Raw genomic sequence first — 17,935 nt, 5'->3', positions numbered from 1 at the left:
GCGGCCCGAGCCCTGTCCTGCGTCGCGTCTCCGTCGAGGCCCACCCGCGCCCATCTCCCTATGTAGACGTCATCCATGTATGAAGATGGAGGTTAGATACACGAACGCCGCCCGTCAATGGAGCCGCTCCGGCCCTTACCATCGGCGCATGTCGGAGACAGGGGGCGTCCGCGAGGTGAAGTCCGCGGCACGCACGGTCGAGCTGCTGGAACTGCTCGCGGCGCGCGCGGACCGGCCGGCCCGGCTGCAGGAGCTGGCCGACGAGCTCGGGGTGCCGCGCAGCTCGATGTACGCGCTGCTGCAGACCCTGATCGGCCGGGGCTGGGTGCGCACGGACGCCACCGGCTCGCTCTACGGCATCGGCATCCACGCACTGCTGACCGGCACCAGCTACCTCGACTCAGACCCGCGCGTCCGCCTGGTGCGGCCCTACCTCGACGAGGCGTCCGAGGCGCTGGGCGAGACGATCCATCTGGGGCGACTGGACGGCCGGAGCGTGGCCTATCTGGCGACGCGCGAGTCGCACGAGTACCTGCGCACGATCAGCCGGGTCGGACGGCGGCTGCCCGCGCACGCCGGCGCGCTCGGCAAGGCACTGCTCGCCGGGCGCCCGGACGACGACCTGCCCGACGGCCCCTACGAGGCGCTCACCCCGCACTCCCGCACCAGCCGGGAGGCGCTGCTGGCCGACCTCGCCGAGGTGCGGGCGCGCGGCTACTCCGTGGACCGCGAGGAGGGCGTCCTCGGCATCGTGGGCTTCGGCTTCGCCCTGCGCTACGACGTCCCCGCCCAGGACGCGATCAGCTGCTCGGTGCCGGTGGCCCGGCTGACGCCGGAGCACGAGGAGCGGATCGTCGCGGTGATGCGGGAGATCAGGGCCAAGATCGAGGCGACGGCGCCCGGTTCCGGCGGCGGCGCCGACTGGCGGTAACGCGCGCTCCTACCCGGCGATCGCCGCCCCAAACGCGAGGTGATCCAGATCACCCACCCCGGGCTTCTTCTCGAACCGCGTGCTTGATACAAATTGCCCGCGCGTTCCTGTCCGTCGACGGTCGGCGCCCAACCCCCTTTTCGTGCCGCCCCTTTCGCATGCCCTGGAACGCCCGTGTTCGCCCCTCGCACCACCGTGCCCTGGCCCGCCGTCGCCCTTTTCACGGCCGGGTACCTCGCCCCCTATCTCCTGCCGACCGTGGTCGGCCGACTGGACGCCGGGCTCCCGCTGTCCGCCACCCAGGCCGGCGCAGTCGGCAGCGCGCTGCTACTCGGCTCGGCCTGCGCCGGCTTCCTGCTCGCCTCCCGCGTGGAGCGGACCGGGGCGCGCACCCTCGCCCGCCTCGGTCTGGTCCTCGCCGTCCTCGGATACGGCGGCGCCGCCCTCGCCGGCGACGTGCCGGCCGTCGTCGTGGGCGCGGTCCTCGGCGGGATCGGCTCCGGCACGGTCACCACGGTCGCCGCCACCCGGATCGCCGCCCAGCCGGACCCGCACCGCACCTCCACGCTGGGCCTGCTCGCGGTCTCCGCGCTCGCGGGCGCCGTCTATCTGACGGTCCCGCACCTGGGCGCGGGGCACGGGCAGCCGCTGGCCGCGATCGCGCTCACCGCGCTGGCGGTGTGGCCGCTGACCGGGCGGCTGCCCGACCGCACGGCCGGCGCGGGCACCCGCGCCGAGGACCGCGCCCGACTTCCCCACCTGCGCTCCGGCCTCGTCCTGGCCGCCGCGATGCCCTGCTGGTCGCTGGTCCAGAACTCCCTCTGGGGCGTCAGCGGACGCATCAGCCTGACCCAGGCCCATCTGTCCGAGGCCGCCGTGGGCGTCGTCTTCGCGGTGGCCCTGGGGGCCGGGCTGATGGGCGTGCTGGGCGCGAGCGCGCTCGGCACACGGCTGGGGCGGGCCGCGCCCATCGGCGTGGGGACCGTGCTGATCGCCGGGTGCGTCGTCGCCGCCGCCTCGGCGACCGGGCCGCTGAGCTTCGCGGCCGGCGAGATCGCCTGGAACGTCCTGTACCCGATCGTGCTGTCGTACCTGATCGGGCTCGCCGCCTCACTGGACCGGCGCGGCCGCTGGGCGGTGCTGGTCGGATCGGCCTCCTCGCTCGGCACGGCGGCCGGGCCGCTGACCGGGAGCGTGCTGTCCGCGCGGACCGGGTTCCCGGTGATGGGGCTGGTGCTGGCGGCCGGGCTGCTCGTCGTCGCCGTGCCGATGACGGCCGTCGCCCGGCACACGGGCGGCCGGCCGCTGCTCGCCGGCGGGGTCCTGCGCAGGGGCGGCGCGGCGGAACAGCTGCCGGTCGAGGTGGTCGAGATCCCGGTGGAGGCCCCGGCCCTGCCCGTCCAGGACGCGTACGACACCGCCGGCCCCCGCCCGGCGGGCGCCGCGCCCGGGTCCGGAGCCGGGTCCGCGATCTGACGGTGGACCGCGCGTACCGGATCCGGTCGGTACCCGGATCCGGTCGGGACCCGGACCCGGTCGGTACCCGGACCCGGTCGGTACCCGGACCCGGTCGGGACCCGTCCCGGGCGGGACCCGTCCCGGGCGGCGGACCGGTCAGAAGGTGTAGGCGTCGACCTCGGCGAGACACCGCGCCCGCCGCTCCTCGTCGTCCTCCAGGAAGGAGGCGACGAAGGAGTTGCGGGCCAGCTCGCGCAGCCGCTCCTCGCTCAGGCCGAGGCTCGTGCGCACGGCGTCGAAGTTGTCGCCGGCGTAACCGCCGAAGTAGGCGGGGTCGTCGGAGTTGACGGTGCACACGAGCCCCGCGTCGAGCATGGCCGGCAGCGGGTGCTCGGCGAGGACGTCGACGGTGCGCAGCCGTACGTTGGACAGCGGGCACAGGGTCAGCGGGATCCGCTCCCGCACCAGCCGCTCCACCAGCGCCGGGTCCTCCATGCAGCGCAGGCCGTGGTCGACGCGCTCGACGCCGAGGACGTCCAGCGCCTCGGTGATGTACTGCGGCGGCCCCTCCTCACCGGCGTGCGCCACCCGCCGCAGCCCGAGCGCGGCCGCCGCCTCGTACACCTCGCGGAACTTCACCGGCGGATGCCCGACCTCGGCGGAGTCCAGCCCGATGCCGATGATCCGGTCGAGGTAGGGCTTCGCCGCGTCCAGCGTCTCCAGAGCCGACTCGGCGGACTCGTCGCGCAGGAAGCAGAGGATCAGCCGGGTGGAGACGCCGTGGACGTCCTCGCTGCTGCCCAGCGCCCGCCACAGCCCCTCCACGACCGTTCCCATGCCGACGCCCCGCGCGAGGTGGGCCTGCGGGTCGAAGAAGATCTCCGCGTGCCGCACGCCCTGGGCGGCCGCCCGGGTCAGGTAGGCGTTCGCGAGGTCCTCGAAGTCCCGCTCGGTGCGCAGGACCGCCATCAGCTCGTAGTACAGGTTGAGGAAGGACTGCAGGTCCTCGAACCGGTACGCCTCACGGAGCGCCTCGGTGTCGGCGTACGGCAGCTCGACCCCGTTGCGGGCGGCCAGCTCGAAAGCCAGCTCGGGCTCCAGGGTGCCTTCGATATGCAGGTGCAGTTCAGCTTTGGGGATGGGCATCAAAGCATCGTACGGCCGCCTCACCGGCGTTTCGGAACCGGCACCCGGAGCAGGTCGTGCGCCACGGTCAGCTCGCCCTCGAACCCGGCCGCCCGCGCCTGCCGTTCGAACTCCTCGGGCTCGGAATAGCGCTGGCTGAAGTGCGTGAGGACCAGATGCCGCACCCCCGCGTCCCGTGCCGCCCGGGCCGCCTGACCGGCGGTCAGATGCCCGTGGTCGACGGCGAGCCGCTCGTCCTCGTCGAGGAACGTCGACTCGATGACGAGCAGATCGGCGCCCTCGGCCAGGGCGTGCACCCCCTCGCACAGCCGGGTGTCCATGACGAACGCGAACCGCTGTCCGCGGCGGACCTCGCTGACGTCGTCCAGCGACACCCCGCCGACGGAGCCCTCCCGCTGGATCCGGCCCACGTCCGGTCCCCGCACCCCGTGCGCGGCCAGCAGTTCGGGCAGCATGCGGCGCCCGTCGGGCTCGACGAGCCGGTAGCCGTAGGACTCGACGGGGTGCGAGAGCAGGGCCGCTTCCAGGCGGTAGGAGGAGGCGGTCGCCAGGACGCCGTCCGTGTCCACGGGGGCCTCGGTGACGCCGACGGTCTCACGGTAGGCGGTCGAGTAGCGCAGCCGGTCGAAGAAGCGCTGTCCGGAGCGCGGATAGTGCGCGGTGACCGGATGCGGGACCTGGTCGAGGTTGATCCGCTGGATGACGCCGGCCAGGCCGAGGGAGTGGTCCCCGTGGAAGTGGGTGACGCAGATCCGGTGGATGTCGTGCGCGGCGACCCCGGCCCGCACCATCTGGCGCTGGGTGCCCTCGCCCGGGTCGAAGAGGACGCCCTCGCCGTCCCAGCGCAGGAAGTAGCCGTTGTGGTTGCGGTGCCGGGTGGGGACCTGGCTGGCCGTGCCGAGCACCACCAGTTCGCGTACGGACACGACGGCCTATCCGGGGGGCCAGTGCAGGCCGCGGCCGCCCAGGACGTGGGCGTGGGCGTGCCAGACCGTCTGGCCGGCGCCTGCGCCGGTGTTGAAGACGGTGCGGTAGCTCTCCAGCTTCTCCTCCTCCGCGACGGCCCGCGTCTCGCGCAGAACGTCCGCGGCGAGCTCCGGGGCCGCGGCGGCGAGGGCCGCGGCGTCCGGGTAGTGCGCCTTCGGGATCACCAGGACGTGGGTGGGCGCCTGCGGGTTGATGTCCCGGAAGGCGACGGTCGTCCCGGTCTCCCGCACGATCGTCGCGGGGATCGTCCCCGAGACGACCTTGCAGAACAGGCAGTCGTCCTGCGGTTCCCCTGCCATGCGGGTCCTCCTCCGACGAAGTCGATCAGTACGGGGGCATCGTATCCGGGGGCCGCCGCCCCGAGCCCGCTCTCTCGCGTGCCCACGGGGCGGCGGCGGTGCGGTCACGGCAGCGAAGGGGGCGTCCTCGCGGGCGTCGACTCCAGGGCGGCCAGCGCCAGGGACACCGCCTCGTCCAGCTGGACGTCCCGGCCGGCCGCGTGGTCCTGGGGGGCGCACACCACCTCGACGTCCGGGTCGACGCCATGGTTCTCCACGCCCCACCCGTACCCCTCCAGCCAGATCGCGTACTTGGGCTGCGTGACGAGCGTGCCGTCGACCAGCCGGTACCGGCTGTCGATCCCGACCGTCCCGCCCCAGGTGCGCGTGCCGACCACCGGCCCGATCCCGAGCGCCTTGATCGCCGCGTTGACGATGTCCCCGTCGGACCCGGAGAACTCGTTGGCGACAGCGACGACGGGCCCGCGCGGCGCGTCCTCCGGATAGCTGGAGGCCCGCACCCCGCGCGGCACGTCCCAGCCGACGATCCGCCGGGCCAGCTTCTCCACGACGAGCTGGGAGGTGTGCCCGCCCCGGTTCTCCCGGACGTCCACGATCAGCCCCTCGCGCGCGACCTCGACCCGCAGGTCCCGGTGGATCTGGGCCCATCCCGGCGCCTGCATGTCGGGCACGTGCAGATACCCCAGCCGCCCGCCCGAGGCCTCGTGCACGTACGCCCGCCGGTCGGAGACCCACGCGTGGTAGCGCAGCGCCTCCTCGTCCGCGACGGGCACGACGACGGCATGCCGGGGCTCGCCGCCGCCGGACGGTGAGATCGTCAGCTCCACGACCTTGCCCGCGGCGCCGACGAGCAGCGGCCCGGGCCCGGTGACCGGGTCGACCGGCTGTCCGCCGACGGCGAGGATCGCGTCGCCGGCCCGCACCGCCACGCCGGGTGCGGCGAGCGGGGAGCGGGCGTCGGGGTCGGAGGTCTCCGAGGGCAGGACGCGGTCGACGCGCCACGTGCCGTCCTCGTGCCGGGAGACGTCGGCGCCCAGCAGCCCCTGCCGGGCGCCGTGGCCGCGACCGCCGCGCGGCATGACGTAGGCGTGCGAGGTGCCGAGCTCGCCGTGCACCTCCCAGAGCAGGTCGACGAGGTCGTCGTGGGTCGCGACCCGCTCCAGCACGGGCCGGTAGCGGTCCAGGACGCCGTCCCAGTCGACCCCGCCGAGATCCGGCCGCCAGAAGTTGTCCCGCATGATCCGGCCGTTCTCGTCGTACATCTGCCGCCACTCGGCGGTGGGGTCGACGACGTGGCGGATGCGGCCGAGGTCGACGGTGACGTTGCCGTCGCTGTCCTCGTCGCCGGACGCGCGCCGGTCGCTGGGGACGACCTTGAGCTTGCCGTCGGTCCACAGCAGCAGCCGCTTGCCGTCGCCGCTGACCTCGAAGCCGTCGGCGTCGGCGGCGAGGTGCTCGATGCGCTGCTGGGCGAGGTCGTAGCGCTCCAGCTCGGTGTGCGGATCGGGGTCGTCCGGGGTGGCCCGGGAAGCGCCGAGGACACCGCGCACGGGGTGCCGCAGCCACAGCACGCCGTCCCTGGCCGCGGCGAGCCCCGAGTAGCGGCCGGCCTCGACCGGGAAGGGGACTATCCGGTCGGCGAGGCCCTCGAGGTCGATCCGGGTGCTCGGGGTTCCCTCGCTGTCGGGCGTCTCCTCCTTGTCGGGAGCCTCGAAGGGCCTGCCGTGCCGCTGCGGGCCGAAGGGGGACGGGGTCGTCGCCGCGAGGGTGATCAGGTGCGGGCGGGCGCCGGCCACGAAGGAGAGGTCGAAGACGTGCTGGTCGTAGACCGGGTCGAAGGCACGGGTGGAGAGGAACGCGAGGTGTTTGCCGTCGAGGGTGAAGGCGGGCGCGTAGTCCCGGAAGCGCAGCGGAGTGGCCTCGGTGACCGACAGGTCGGTGACATTGGCGAGCTTGAGCTGACTGAGCGGGCGCGGGCCGGGGTGCGACCATGCCAGCCAGGCCGAGTCGGGGGAGAAGACCAGGTCGGACACCTCGCCGTCGGGGCTGGCGTCGACCTCGCGGACCTCGCCGGTCTCCCGCTCGACGAGCAGCAGCCGTCCGTCGTGCGCGGCGACGGCGGCCCGGCTGCCGTCGGGCGCCATGGCGAGCTCCAGGACCCGGCCGAGCCGTCCGGCGGCGAGCCGGCGCGGCGTGGCACCCGGGGTCTGTCCGGTGGCGGGGGCGAACTCCAGCGCGTCCTCGCCCTCCGCGTCGGTCACCCAGACCGCCCACTCCTCGCCCTCGGTGCGGAAGGCGCGCGGCAGCCGGGCGCGGACGCCGGGTTCGGCGGCGAGCGCGCGGGCGGGCCCGCTGCGGTGGGTGACCCAGTGGACGGCCCCGCGCACCTCGACGACGCTGCCGCGCGCGGTGTGGTCGGGCGCCGCCCCGCCCAGCCAGCGGGAGGCGGCGACCGGGTGGGGGCGGCGGTCGACGCGCTGGCCGCCGAGGCGGACGTCGAGCCGGCGCGGTTCGGCGCCGTCCAGGTCGTCGAGCAGCCACAGCTCGCCCGCGGACATGTACACGATGCGGGTGCCGTCGCCGGCGGCCTGGCGGGCGTAGAAGCCTCCCCCGAGCGGGGTGTGCCGGCGCAGGTCGGAGCCGTCGGCCAGGGAGGAGTACAGGGCGCCCGTGCCCTCGTGGTCGCTGAGGAACGCGAGCCGGTCGCCCGCCCACACCGGGCACTCGACATTGCCGTCGAGGTCCTCGTGGAGCCGGACGAACTCCCCCTCGCCGTCCCGGTCGATCCACAGCTTGCCCGCCGTGCCGCCCCGGTAGCGCTTCCAGTGGGCGGCTTCGCGGCCCATCGACGCGGACAGCACAACGGTGTGCGGGCCGTGGGCGACGGTGCCGACGGGCCCGTAGGGCAGGGTCGTCGCCGGGCCGCCGTCGACGGGGACGGCGCGCGCCCAGGTGCGGCGCAGGGTGGCCTGGTCGTGGCTGCTGACGGCGAGGACCTGGCCGTCCGGGGTCCAGCCGCGTACCCGGGTCTGCCAACTCCCCCAGTACGTCAGCCGGGTCGAGGGGCCGCCGTCGACGGGGGCGATGTGCACCTCGGGGGCGCCGTCGCGGGTGGAGGTCCAGGCGACGGTGGAACCGTCGGGCGAGATGCGCGGCAGGGAGACCGGCACGTTGTCGGCGCTGACCCGCCAGGCGCGGCCGCCGCCGAGGGGCGCGAGCCACACGTCGTCCTCGGCGGCGAAGGCCACCGACTCTCCGTGCAGGTGCGGGAATCTGAGATACGCGGCAGGCGTCGCGGGCTGGGTCACCGCATCACTGTAGGCACCGGCGCGGCGGCTGGTCAGGGGTTTCGATCACTTCCCCGCGGTGCCCGCATGCACGGTCTCGGTGACGGTCACCGTCACGGTGACCGTCGGCCGGACGTCCGGCCGCGCCGTGCCGGCCGGTCCGCCCGGCGACTGGCCCACGGGCGACGGCGTCGCGGACTTGCAGTCGCCGAGCCCACTCACCCGGAACAGCTGCTTCTTGCCCACGACGGCGGTCAGGTCCCCGCGCACACAGGATCCCTCCACCGCCCGGGTGACCTTTCCGGTGACGGTGACGTCCCGTCCGTCGTCGGTCTTGCCCCGGCAGTCGACCGAGGCGGTGGCTCCCGCCCTGCCCTGGCCCTCGTAGCGTGCCGTGCAGGTCAGCCAGCGCACGTGCACGTCCCGCCGCTGGATCTCCGCGGTCGCCGCCTGGTCGGTGGTGTACGCGATCGACATGCTGCTCAGCCCGCCGGGCTCGCACGCCACGACGCCCAGCGCGGCCACGGCCGTCGCCGGGACAAGCCAAATACGTCTCGATGCCCCCATGGAGGGCAGCGTGCCACTCGGGCGGCCGGCCCGGTAGCCCGGATGCGGTCATGTTCCGCGCGGGTACCACCGTGGGTGGGGGGCGTTACGCGGGTGGCGGCGGGTACCGGCACGGCGGCGGCGTGGGCGACCGCGACCACCGCCTCGGCCTTCACGAACCCGGCGTGGTGCGCGCCTTCGTCGCCGAGGCCGCCGAGGCCGCCGAGGCCGCCGAGGCCGCCGAGGCCGCCGAGGCCGCCGAGGCCGCCGAGGCCGCCGAGCGGGAACTGCTGCACGTGGACGGGGAGTCGGACGGCTGGGGGCTCTTCCCGGCAGTCGTGACGGCGGTCGCGCTCAGCCGCGCAGCAGCAGCCACTGCTGAAGCTCCACCAGATTGCCCTCCGGGTCCTTGAGGTGGGCGACGCGCATCCGGTCGGTCATCGGCGCCGGACCCCGCAGCAGGACCGCGCCCCGGGCGACGATCTGCGCGCAGTACGCGTCCAGGTCGTCGACGCGCAGCACCACCAGGGAGCGGTGCCCGCTGGCCGCGTCGCCCAGTTCGCCGAGGACGGCGGCCATCATCGCCCGGTCCTGCAGGGCGATGCCGGCCGAGCCGGCGGCGGGGCTGAACTTCTCGTACGGCCCGTCCGCCGCGCCCGACTGGGGCTTGAGGCCGAGGGTGTCGGCGTAGAAGCGGTAGCAGGCGGCGAAGTCGGTGACGAGCAGCCGGACTTGGGCGAGTTCCACGTGTCCCCCGGGGAGTCAGGACCAGCGGCCGGTGCGGCCGAGCAGCAGGGCGGTCGCCGCCGTTCCGGCGGTCGACGTGCGCAACACGCTACGGCCGAGGCGGTGGGCCTTCGCGCCCGCCTCCTCGAAGAGCGCCAACTCCTCGGGTGACACCCCGCCTTCGGGTCCCACGATCAGCACGATCTCACCCGCGGAGGGGAGTTCGGCGGTCGCCAGGGGCTCGCTGGGGTAGGCGCGGTCCTCGTGCAGGACGGCGGCGAAGTCGGCCCGGGCGACAAGTGCCGCCACCTGCTTGGTCGTCGACGCCTCGGCGACCTCGGGGAAGCGGACCCGGCGCGACTGCTTGCCGGCCTCGCGGGCGGTGGCCCGCCATTTGGCGAGCGCCTTCAGTCCGCGCTCGCCCTTCCACTGCGTGATGCAGCGCGAGGCCGCCCAGGGCACGATCGCGTCGACGCCGGTCTCGGTCATCGTCTCGACGGCCAGCTCGCCCCGGTCGCCCTTGGGCAACGCCTGGACGACGGTGATCCGGGGCGACTCGGCGGGCTCCTCGGTCACCTCCCCCAGGCTCAGCACCAGCCGGTCCCTGCCCTCGGTCGTGACGACCTCGCCCCGAGCCCAGCGTCCGGCGCCGTCGGTGAGGACGACCTCCTCGCCGGCGTGCAGCCGCCTCACGGAGACGGCGTGCCGGCCCTCGGGGCCGTCCAGCACGAACGCGGAGCGGGAGTCCGGGAGTTCGTCGACGACGAAGACGGGGGCGGTCATGACCGGCCTCCGTCACCGGCCGGGAAGCGCGACAACGCTGTCCGCGCTTCGGCGAGTTCGGCCAGCAGGACCTCCACGAGCTGCCCGGCGGGCAGCTCACGGGCCATCCGGTGCCCTTGTCCGGCCCACAGCGCCATGCCCTGCGCGTCGCCCGCCTTGGCGGCCGCCTTGCGCAGCGGCGCGGTCAGGTGGTGGACCTCCGGGTAGGCGGCGGGCGCGTAGGGACCGTGCTCGCGCAGGAAGCGGTTGACCAGGGCGCGGGCCGGGCGGCCGGAGAAGGCGCGGGTCAGCTCGGTGCGCACGAAGAGGGGGTTGGTCAGGGCCTGCTTGTGCACGGCGGGCGCGCCCGACTCGGGCGTGGCGAGGAACGCGGTGCCCAGCTGGGCCGCGCTCGCGCCCGCCGCGAGGACCGCGGCGATCTGGCTGCCGCGCATGAGACCGCCGGCGGCGACGATCGGCAGCCGCACCGACTCGCGGACCTGGGCGATCAGGGAGAGCAGCCCGATGCCGCAGCCGTCGGACTCCGGGTTGTCGCGGTGGGCGCCCTGGTGACCGCCGGCCTCCACGCCCTGCACGATCACCGCGTCCGCGCCGGCCCGCTCCACCGCGACGGCCTCCTCGGCGGTGGTCGCCGTGACCAGGGTGAAGGCTCCCGCGCGCCGCAGGGACTCCAGCGTGTCGCCGCCGGGGACGCCGAAGTGGAACGACACGACCGGCGCCGGGTTGTCCAGGAGCACCGCGAGCTTGGCGTCGTAGCCGTCGTCGCGGCCGCTGTCCGGGTCGCCGAGCTCGGTCTCGTACCAGGCGGCCTCACCGGCGAGCTGGTGGGCGTAGACCTCTATGGCGCCCGCGGCGGGGAGCGAAACGCCCGCCGCCCCCTGGGAGCCGGAACCGGCACCGGGATACTCGGGCTGCGGCATGAAGAGGTTCACGCCGAAGGGACGGCCGGTCAGGCTCCGCAGCTGCTTGATCTCCTGGTACAAGCCGTCGGCCGTCTTGTATCCGGCCGCGAGGAAACCGAGCCCGCCGGCCTCGGCCACGGCGGCGGCGAGCTGGGGCACGGAGACACCGCCCGCCATGGGGGCCTGCACGATCGGGTGCGGGAAGAGATCGGTCAGCGCGGAGGACATGACGGCATGTTGTCACGTCCTCCGAACAAGTCCGAATCGGCCCTTCACCGTGCCCCGCGGGCGCCGGGGGCCGCCCCCCGGCACCGCTCAGCGCCCGTTGAACGCGTCCTTCAGCCGCGAGAACAGCCCCTGCTGGCCGGGCTGGAACTGGCCCGTGGGCCGCTCCTCGCCGCGCAGCTTGGCCAGCTCGCGCAGCAGCCGTTCCTGCTCCGGGTCGAGCTTCGTCGGCGTCTGGACCTCGACGTGCACGATGAGGTCGCCGCGGCCGCCGCCCCGCAGATGTGTGACGCCCCGGGCGTGCAGCGGGATCGACTGACCGGACTGGGTGCCGGGCCGGATGTCGACCTCCTCCAGGCCGTCCAGCGTCTCCAGCGGGACCTTGGTGCCGAGGGACGCCGCCGTCATCGGAAGGGTCACCGTGCAGTGCAGGTCGTCGCCGCGCCGCTGGAACTGCGCGTGCGGCAGCTCGTGGATCTCCACGTACAGGTCGCCGGCGGGGCCGCCGCCGGGGCCGACCTCGCCCTCGCCCGCCAGCTGGATGCGGGTGCCGTTGTCGACGCCGGCCGGGATCTTCACCGTCAGCGTGCGACGCGAGCGGATCCGCCCGTCGCCCGCGCACTCCGGGCACGGCGTCGGGACGACGGTGCCGAAGCCCTGGCACTGCGGGCACGGCCGCGAGGTCATGACCTGGCCCAGGAACGACCGCGTCACCTGGGACACCTCGCCGCGGCCGCGGCACATGTCGCAGGTCTGGGCGGTGGTGCCCGGGGCCGCGCCCTCGCCGCTGCACGTGGTGCAGACGATCGCCGTGTCGACCTGGATGTCCTTGGTCGTGCCGAAGGCCGCCTCTTCGAGGTCGATCTCCAGCCGGATCATCGCGTCCTGGCCGCGGCGGGTGCGCGAGCGCGGACCGCGCTGGGACGCCGTGCCGAAGAACGCGTCCATGATGTCGGAGAAGTTCCCGAAGCCGCCGGCTCCGAAGCCTCCGGCGCCGCCGCCGCCCGACTGGGAGAGCGGATCGCCGCCGAGGTCGTAGACCTGCTTCTTCTGCGGATCCGACAACACCTCGTAAGCGGCGTTGATCTCCTTGAACCGCTCCTGGGTCTTCGGATCGGGGTTGACGTCCGGGTGCAGCTCGCGCGCGAGCCGCCGGAAGGCCTTCTTGATCTCTTCCTGCGACGCATCGCGGCGCACGCCGAGAACGGCGTAGTAGTCCGTGGCCACTTACGACTCCGCCAGGATCTGTCCGACGTACCGTGCCACCGCTCGTACCGCTCCCATCGTTCCCGGGTAATCCATGCGGGTCGGTCCGACCACGCCCAGTTTGGCGACTGCCTCGCTGCCCGAACCGTAACCGACCGACACCACGGAAGTGGAGTTGAGTCCCTCATGGGCGATCTCGTGACCGATGCGTACGGTCATGCCCGAATCCCCCGCCTCGCCAAGGAGCTTGAGGAGCACGACCTGCTCCTCGAGGGCCTCCAGGACGGGCCGGATGGTGAGGGGAAAGTCATGTCCGAAGCGGGTGAGATTGGCGGTGCCGCCGATCATCAACCGCTCCTCGTTCTCCTCGACGAGCGTCTCCAGCAGGGTGGAGAGCACCGTCGTGACCGTGCCGCGGTCCTCCGCCTCGAAGGCGTCCGGCAGATCTTCCACCAGGCGCGGCACGTCGGAGAACCGGCGGCCCGCGACCCGGCTGTTGAGCCGCGCGCGCAGATCCGCCAGCGAGGACTCCCCGAAGGGCGCCGGGCAGTCCACCATCCGCTGCTCGACCCGCCCGGTGTCCGTGATCAGCACGAGCATCAGACGCGCGGGCGCGAGCGAGAGGAGCTCCACGTGCCGCACGGTCGAACGGGTCAGGGACGGATACTGCACGACGGCGACCTGGCGGGTGAGCTGCGCGAGCAGCCGTACCGTCCGGGCCACGACGTCGTCGAGGTCGACGGCGCCGTCGAGGAAGTTCTGGATGGCCCGCCGCTCGGGGCCGGTCATCGGCTTGACGCCGGCCAGCTTGTCGACGAACAGCCGGTAGCCCTTGTCCGTGGGGATGCGCCCGGCGCTGGTGTGCGGCTGCGCGATGTACCCCTCGTCCTCCAGGGCGGCCATGTCGTTGCGGACCGTCGCCGGGGACACGCCGAGGTTGTGACGCTCGGTGAGCGCCTTCGACCCCACGGGCTCCTCGGTGCCGACGTAGTCCTGGACGATGGCGCGCAGAACCTGGAGCCTGCGTTCACTCAGCATCCGCGCGCACCTCCAAGAATCTCGTCCCCCAGTCCCCTGGGCCTGGCGTCTGGCACTCTTCACATCCGAGTGCCAGCGTCCCCGGCCCAGTGTACGGCTGTGGGGTACACCCAGGGCAAGGTCGGCTCCTCGCGGGGCGTTGTCCAGCTAGCGTCGCGGTATGACGGTGACTTGGGAAGAGCTCGGATGGGAGCGGCTCGCGGCGGGGGTGGGCCGGGTGCGGCTGCCGGGCTGGGACTGCACGGCGGGGCTGGTCGTCGGGGCGGGCGCGGTGCTGATGGTGGACGCGGGGTCCAGCCTGGCGGAAGGGGCGCGACTGCGGGCCCAGGCCGAGGAGCTCACCGGCGCGCGTGTGACCCATCTCGCGCTCACCCACCCCCATTTCGACCATGTGTTCGGTGCGGAGGCCTTCGCGGGCGCGGAGGTCTTCGGGGCGGTGGGTGCGGACGCGGTGCCGGGTGGGGAGCTGCGGGCGGACGCGGTGCGCAACGGCCTCGACGAGACGGCGGCCACCGAGGCCGCCGACACGCTCGTGCGGCCCCGGCATCTGGTCTGCGGCGAGTGGACCCTCGATCTGGGCGACGGCCGGCAGGTCCTGCTCGCCAACGTCGGCCCCGCCCACACCGCCCACGACCTCGTGGTCCTCGTCCCCGGAGCCGCCGGATCACGGGAGGTGGTGTTCTGCGGCGACCTGGTCGAGGAGTCCGGCGAACCGCAGGCCGGACCCGACGCCGTCCCCGGCCGCTGGCCCGCCGCCCTCGACCGCCTGCTGGACCTCGGCGGCGAGGACGCGGTGTACGTGCCCGGTCACGGGGCGGTGGTGGACGCCGCGTTCGTGCGGGCCCAACGCGACGCCCTGGCGGCCCGTTTCGGCGTGTCGCGCTGACCGTGTGCCCCCCGCCCCGCGGATTCTCCTATCGTCATCCGAATGCGCCCACCCGTCTCCCGCCATCGCCCTTCCGAAGGGGGTCCTTCGGGCCCGCGCCCCCGTGCGTACTCCGCCGACCTGACCCCTCCCTGGAAGAAGCCGAAGCCCGTCCCCGAGGTCCCGGCGGACCCCGGTCTGGTCGTGGAGGAGCCCGGCACCGGGTTCTGCGGCGCGGTGATCCGCTGCGAGGCGGGCACGGTGACCCTGGAGGACCGCTTCGGCAAACACCGGGTGTTCCCACTGGAGCCGGGCGGCTTCCTGCTGGAGGGCCGGCCCGTCACCCTCGTCAGACCCGCCTCGGGGCCGGCGCGCCCCTCCCGCACCGCCTCCGGCTCGCTCGCCGTCCCCGGCGCCCGAGCCCGGGTCGCCCGCGCCGGACGCATCTACGTCGAGGGCCGGCACGACGCCGAGCTGGTGGAGAAGGTGTGGGGCGACGACCTGCGCATCGAGGGCGTCGTCGTGGAGTACCTGGAGGGCGTCGACGACCTGCCGTCGATCGTCGCGGAGTTCGCCCCCGGGCCGGACGCGCGGCTCGGGATCCTGGTCGACCACCTCGTGCCCGGCACCAAGGAATGGCGCATCGCCCAGTCCGTGACCAGCGAACACGCCCTGGTCGTCGGCCACCCCTACATCGACATCTGGGAGGCGGTGAAACCGGCCTCCGTGGGCATCGGGTCCTGGCCGCGCGTACCGCACGGGCAGGACTGGAAGACGGGGGTGTGCCGGGCGCTGGGCTGGCCGTCGGAGAACACCGGCGCGGTGTGGCAGGCGATCCTGAAGCGGGTGGGCTCCTACAAGGACCTGGAGCCGGAGCTGCTGGGCCGGGTGGAGGAACTGATCGACTTCGTCACCGCCCCGGCCTGACGCCCGCCGCCCGGCAACGCGGCGACCGCCCGAGGCGCACCCGGACGGGCCCTAGTCCACCAGGTCGCGCACCACCGCGTCGGCCAGCAGTCGCCCGCGCAGGGTCAGCACCGCCCGCCCCGCGTCGTAGGGGCCCGGCTGGAGCAGGCCCTCGCCGAGCGCCCTGCGGGACGCCGCGAGCCCGTCGGGCCGCAGCAGAGCGAGCGGCGCACCCTCCCGCAGCCGCAGCTCCAGCAGGATCCGCTCGACCCGGCGGTCCTCCTTCGAGAGCACCTCGCGTCCGGCGCCCGGCGAGCGCCCGCCCGCGAGGGCCGCCGCGTACGCACCGGGGTGCTTGACGTTCCACCAGCGCACCCCGCCCACGTGCGAGTGCGCCCCCGGTCCGGCGCCCCACCAGTCGGCGCCGCGCCAGTACAGCTCGTTGTGGAGGCAGCGGCCCGCCTCCGAGGTCGCCCAGTTGGAGACCTCGTACCAGTCGTAGCCCGCCGCCGACATCACCTCGTCCGCGATCAGATAGCGGTCCGCGTGTACGTCGTCGTCGGTCATCGGCACCTCGCCGCGGCGGATGCGGCGGGCGAGCTGCGTGCCCTCCTCGACGATCAGGGCGTACGCCGAGACATGGTCGGGGCCCGCGCCCAGCGCCGCGTCCAGGGACGCCCGCCAGTCGTCGTCCGACTCGCCCGGAGTGCCGTAGATCAGGTCGAGGTTGACGTGCTCGAAGCCCGCGGCCCTCGCCTCCGCCACGCACGTTTCCGGACGTCCCGGGGTGTGGGTGCGGTCGAGGACCTTCAGGACGTGCTGCCGGGCGCTCTGCATGCCGAAGGAGACACGGTTGAAGCCGCCCGCGCGCAGGGTCGCCAGGTACGCCGGGTCCACGGACTCCGGGTTCGCCTCCGTCGTCACCTCCGCGTCGGCCGCCAGCCCGAACTCGTCGCGGATCGCGCCGAGCATCCGTACCAGGTCGGACGCGCCCAGCAGGGTCGGGGTGCCGCCGCCGACGAAGACCGTGCGGACCTCGCGCGGGTCGTCGCCCAGGACCTTGCGGGCGAGCCGGATCTCGTCGATCAGGGTGTCCGCGTAGTTGTCCCGGGAGGCGAGGACGCCGCCGGTGCCGCGCAGCTCGGTCGCGGTGTAGGTGTTGAAGTCGCAGTACCCGCAGCGGGTCGCGCAGTACGGGACGTGCAGATAGAACCCGAGGGGGCGGTCGGCGGCGCCGGCGAGCGCGTGCGCCGGGAGCGCGCCGTCGTCGGGGACCGGCTCGCCGTCGGGAAGTGCGGAAGGCATGTCGTCCATTGTCCCGTACGTCCGCACCGGTCCACGTCCGAGCCGGTCCGCGAGGCCGTCGGCCCACGTCCGGGACGGTCCGCGACGTCGCCGGTTCCCGTCCGGGACGGTCCGCGGCGCATCGGTTCACGTCCCCGGCGTCCTGCCCGCGCCGCCGGCCGGGGGACGTGCGCTGTCAGGCCAGCAGTTCCGCGCCCAGCGGCCGCCCGGGACCGGCCCCCGGCAGGACGTAGGCCAGCGCCGAGCCCCGCGTCTCGGTGAACCCGCTGAGCTCGTCGCGGGTCGCCATCCGCCGCTGTACCCGGGTGAACAGCGCCGGGTCCCGCATGAAGGCGAGGAACAGCAGGCCCTGGTCGGTGGGGCCGTCGGCGTAGGAGTAGCCGCGGCGCAGCATCCGGGCTCCGTCGTCGTGCCGGGAGCTGACCACGCCGACGTGGGAGCGCGCCGGGGTGAGGTACCGGCCCTTCGGGGACTTGGCGAAGACGTCGACCTCGGCGTGCTCGGGGCCGCCCGGCAGCGGGCCGCCCGTCGAGCGACGCCGGCCGACGATCTCCTCCTGGCGGTGCGGGGCGAGCCGCGCGAAGTCCTCCACCCGCAGATGGATGCGGCGGACGACGAGGTAGGTGGCGTCGTCCGACCACACCCAGCGTTCGCACTCCTCAAGGCTCGGGTTCGCGCTGCCGTTCTTGAAGCCGAGCAGGTCGCGCGGGGTACCGCCGCCGTCCGGGGACGGCGGCAGGAAGCCGGACTGCCGCCAGCGCGGACGCAGGGTCTCCCCGGCCAGCCGGGTGAGGGACTCGGCGGTCTCCTCGGCCGTGTCGGAGTCGTCGGCGCATAGCTGCACCAGCACGTCACCGCCGCAGCGCGCGGGGTCGAGGCGGTCGCCGGGGAACGAGGGCAGCTCGCGCAGGGCCGCGGGGGCCGACACACCGAGGCGGGCGGGCAGCAGAGGGCCGACGCCGACCGTGGCGGTGAGCCGCGCCTCCTGGGAGGCGTCCGCTTCCCGGGTCTCGGCGAGCGCGTCGGTCCAGGCCCCCAGCACCTCCTTCAGCGCCCGCGCGCCGGACGCGCCGCGCACGGCGGGATCGAGATCGTAGGCCAGGAGCAGCACGGTGGCCTGCCGGGGCGTCGTCACACCGGCCTGGCGGACGCCGTGGCGACCGGGACCTGAGCCGGAGCCGGGCCCAGGGGCGCCCCGGTGCGGCGGACCGGCCGCACGGGTACAGGCGGTCGCGGTGAGCCCGAGCCCCGCGCCGGCGATCAGGACGCGCCGGCGCAGGGGCGCGTCGATGGGGACATTCGTTGCCTTCGGCACGAACCGGACG

Annotated in this window: 17 protein-coding genes; 5 read left to right on the top strand and 12 right to left on the bottom strand. The window is 74.3% G+C overall.

Going from position 1 to position 17,935, the window contains the following annotated elements; all coding sequences use genetic code 11:
• The first annotated feature begins 148 nt into the window (after window positions 1–148).
• Both BG482_RS05420 and BG482_RS05415 read left to right on the top strand, forming a co-directional pair.
• Window positions 149–931 carry an IclR family transcriptional regulator gene (locus BG482_RS05420; RefSeq protein ID WP_069767695.1) on the top strand — a complete coding sequence of 261 codons (783 nt, stop codon included), beginning with the start codon at window positions 149–151 and terminating at the stop codon, window positions 929–931.
• Window positions 932–1,105: 174 nt separating this feature from the next.
• Window positions 1,106–2,407, top strand: a complete 1,302-nt coding sequence (locus BG482_RS05415) for a sugar MFS transporter (RefSeq protein WP_069767694.1) — start codon at window positions 1,106–1,108, stop codon at window positions 2,405–2,407.
• A gap of 138 nt (window positions 2,408–2,545) precedes the next feature.
• Here BG482_RS05415 and BG482_RS05410 read toward each other — a convergent pair whose 3' ends face one another.
• The 5 genes from BG482_RS05410 to BG482_RS05390 all read right to left on the bottom strand — a co-directional run bounded on the left by BG482_RS05410 (window position 2,546) and on the right by BG482_RS05390 (window position 8,675).
• Window positions 2,546–3,535, bottom strand: coding sequence for an adenosine deaminase (locus BG482_RS05410; protein ID WP_069767693.1), 990 nt, complete (start codon window positions 3,533–3,535; stop codon window positions 2,546–2,548).
• A 20-nt stretch (window positions 3,536–3,555) separates the two neighbouring features.
• A complete protein-coding gene (locus BG482_RS05405) occupies window positions 3,556–4,461 on the bottom strand; it encodes a ribonuclease Z (RefSeq protein WP_069767692.1) in 906 nt (301 codons plus the stop codon).
• Window positions 4,462–4,467: 6 nt separating this feature from the next.
• Window positions 4,468–4,821, bottom strand: coding sequence for an HIT domain-containing protein (locus BG482_RS05400; protein ID WP_069767691.1), 354 nt, complete (start codon window positions 4,819–4,821; stop codon window positions 4,468–4,470).
• Window positions 4,822–4,925: 104 nt separating this feature from the next.
• Window positions 4,926–8,129, bottom strand: coding sequence for a S41 family peptidase (locus tag BG482_RS05395; protein WP_079141606.1), 3,204 nt, complete (start codon window positions 8,127–8,129; stop codon window positions 4,926–4,928).
• Window positions 8,130–8,174: 45 nt separating this feature from the next.
• Window positions 8,175–8,675 carry a hypothetical protein gene (locus BG482_RS05390; RefSeq protein WP_069767689.1) on the bottom strand — a complete coding sequence of 167 codons (501 nt, stop codon included), beginning with the start codon at window positions 8,673–8,675 and terminating at the stop codon, window positions 8,175–8,177.
• 50 nt (window positions 8,676–8,725) lie between these two features.
• On the opposite strand from BG482_RS05390, the gene BG482_RS42380 reads away from it, so the two are divergent.
• The gene (locus tag BG482_RS42380) at window positions 8,726–9,067 is read left to right on the top strand and encodes a hypothetical protein (RefSeq protein ID WP_107450369.1); all 342 of its coding nucleotides are present in this window, start codon (window positions 8,726–8,728) and stop codon (window positions 9,065–9,067) included.
• On the opposite strand, the gene BG482_RS05385 is transcribed toward BG482_RS42380, so the two are convergent.
• The 5 genes from BG482_RS05385 to hrcA all read right to left on the bottom strand — a co-directional run bounded on the left by BG482_RS05385 (window position 9,009) and on the right by hrcA (window position 13,534).
• Window positions 9,009–9,401, bottom strand: coding sequence for a VOC family protein (locus tag BG482_RS05385; protein ID WP_069767688.1), 393 nt, complete (start codon window positions 9,399–9,401; stop codon window positions 9,009–9,011). The two genes, BG482_RS42380 and BG482_RS05385, sit on opposite strands and share 59 nt — an antisense overlap.
• Window positions 9,402–9,416: 15 nt before the next feature.
• The gene (locus BG482_RS05380; protein ID WP_069767687.1) at window positions 9,417–10,163 is read right to left on the bottom strand and encodes a 16S rRNA (uracil(1498)-N(3))-methyltransferase; all 747 of its coding nucleotides are present in this window, start codon (window positions 10,161–10,163) and stop codon (window positions 9,417–9,419) included.
• On the bottom strand, window positions 10,160–11,293 hold the full coding sequence (locus BG482_RS05375; RefSeq protein ID WP_069767686.1) for a nitronate monooxygenase: 1,134 nt from the start codon (window positions 11,291–11,293) through the stop codon (window positions 10,160–10,162). The genes BG482_RS05380 and BG482_RS05375 overlap by 4 nt, the downstream gene beginning before the upstream one ends.
• 87 nt (window positions 11,294–11,380) lie before the next feature.
• Window positions 11,381–12,517, bottom strand: a complete 1,137-nt coding sequence (gene dnaJ, locus BG482_RS05370; protein WP_069767685.1) for a molecular chaperone DnaJ — start codon at window positions 12,515–12,517, stop codon at window positions 11,381–11,383.
• Window positions 12,518–13,534 (bottom strand): heat-inducible transcriptional repressor HrcA, encoded by a 1,017-nt coding sequence (gene hrcA, locus BG482_RS05365; protein WP_069767684.1) that lies wholly within the window; start codon window positions 13,532–13,534, stop codon window positions 12,518–12,520.
• A gap of 160 nt (window positions 13,535–13,694) precedes the next feature.
• On the opposite strand from hrcA, the gene BG482_RS05360 reads away from it, so the two are divergent.
• Both BG482_RS05360 and BG482_RS05355 read left to right on the top strand, forming a co-directional pair.
• Entirely contained in the window at window positions 13,695–14,420 is a 726-nt protein-coding gene (locus BG482_RS05360) for an MBL fold metallo-hydrolase (protein ID WP_069767683.1), read from the top strand.
• Window positions 14,421–14,462: 42 nt separating this feature from the next.
• Window positions 14,463–15,326, top strand: coding sequence for a DUF3097 domain-containing protein (locus BG482_RS05355; RefSeq protein WP_069767682.1), 864 nt, complete (start codon window positions 14,463–14,465; stop codon window positions 15,324–15,326).
• Window positions 15,327–15,377: 51 nt separating this feature from the next.
• On the opposite strand, the gene hemW is transcribed toward BG482_RS05355, so the two are convergent.
• Both hemW and BG482_RS05345 read right to left on the bottom strand, forming a co-directional pair.
• Window positions 15,378–16,610 (bottom strand): radical SAM family heme chaperone HemW, encoded by a 1,233-nt coding sequence (hemW, locus tag BG482_RS05350; protein ID WP_069767829.1) that lies wholly within the window; start codon window positions 16,608–16,610, stop codon window positions 15,378–15,380.
• A 175-nt stretch (window positions 16,611–16,785) separates the two neighbouring features.
• Window positions 16,786–17,925: a Dyp-type peroxidase gene (locus BG482_RS05345; protein ID WP_107450367.1), complete on the bottom strand. Its 1,140-nt coding sequence runs from the start codon at window positions 17,923–17,925 to the stop codon at window positions 16,786–16,788.
• Window positions 17,926–17,935 lie beyond the last annotated feature (10 nt).

It is taken from the genome of Streptomyces sp. LUP30 (assembly GCF_001746365.1).
Lineage (GTDB): Bacteria > Actinomycetota > Actinomycetes > Streptomycetales > Streptomycetaceae > Streptomyces.
Note: the sequence above shows the minus strand (reverse complement) of the source record. Positions and strands in the feature narration are given on the sequence as shown.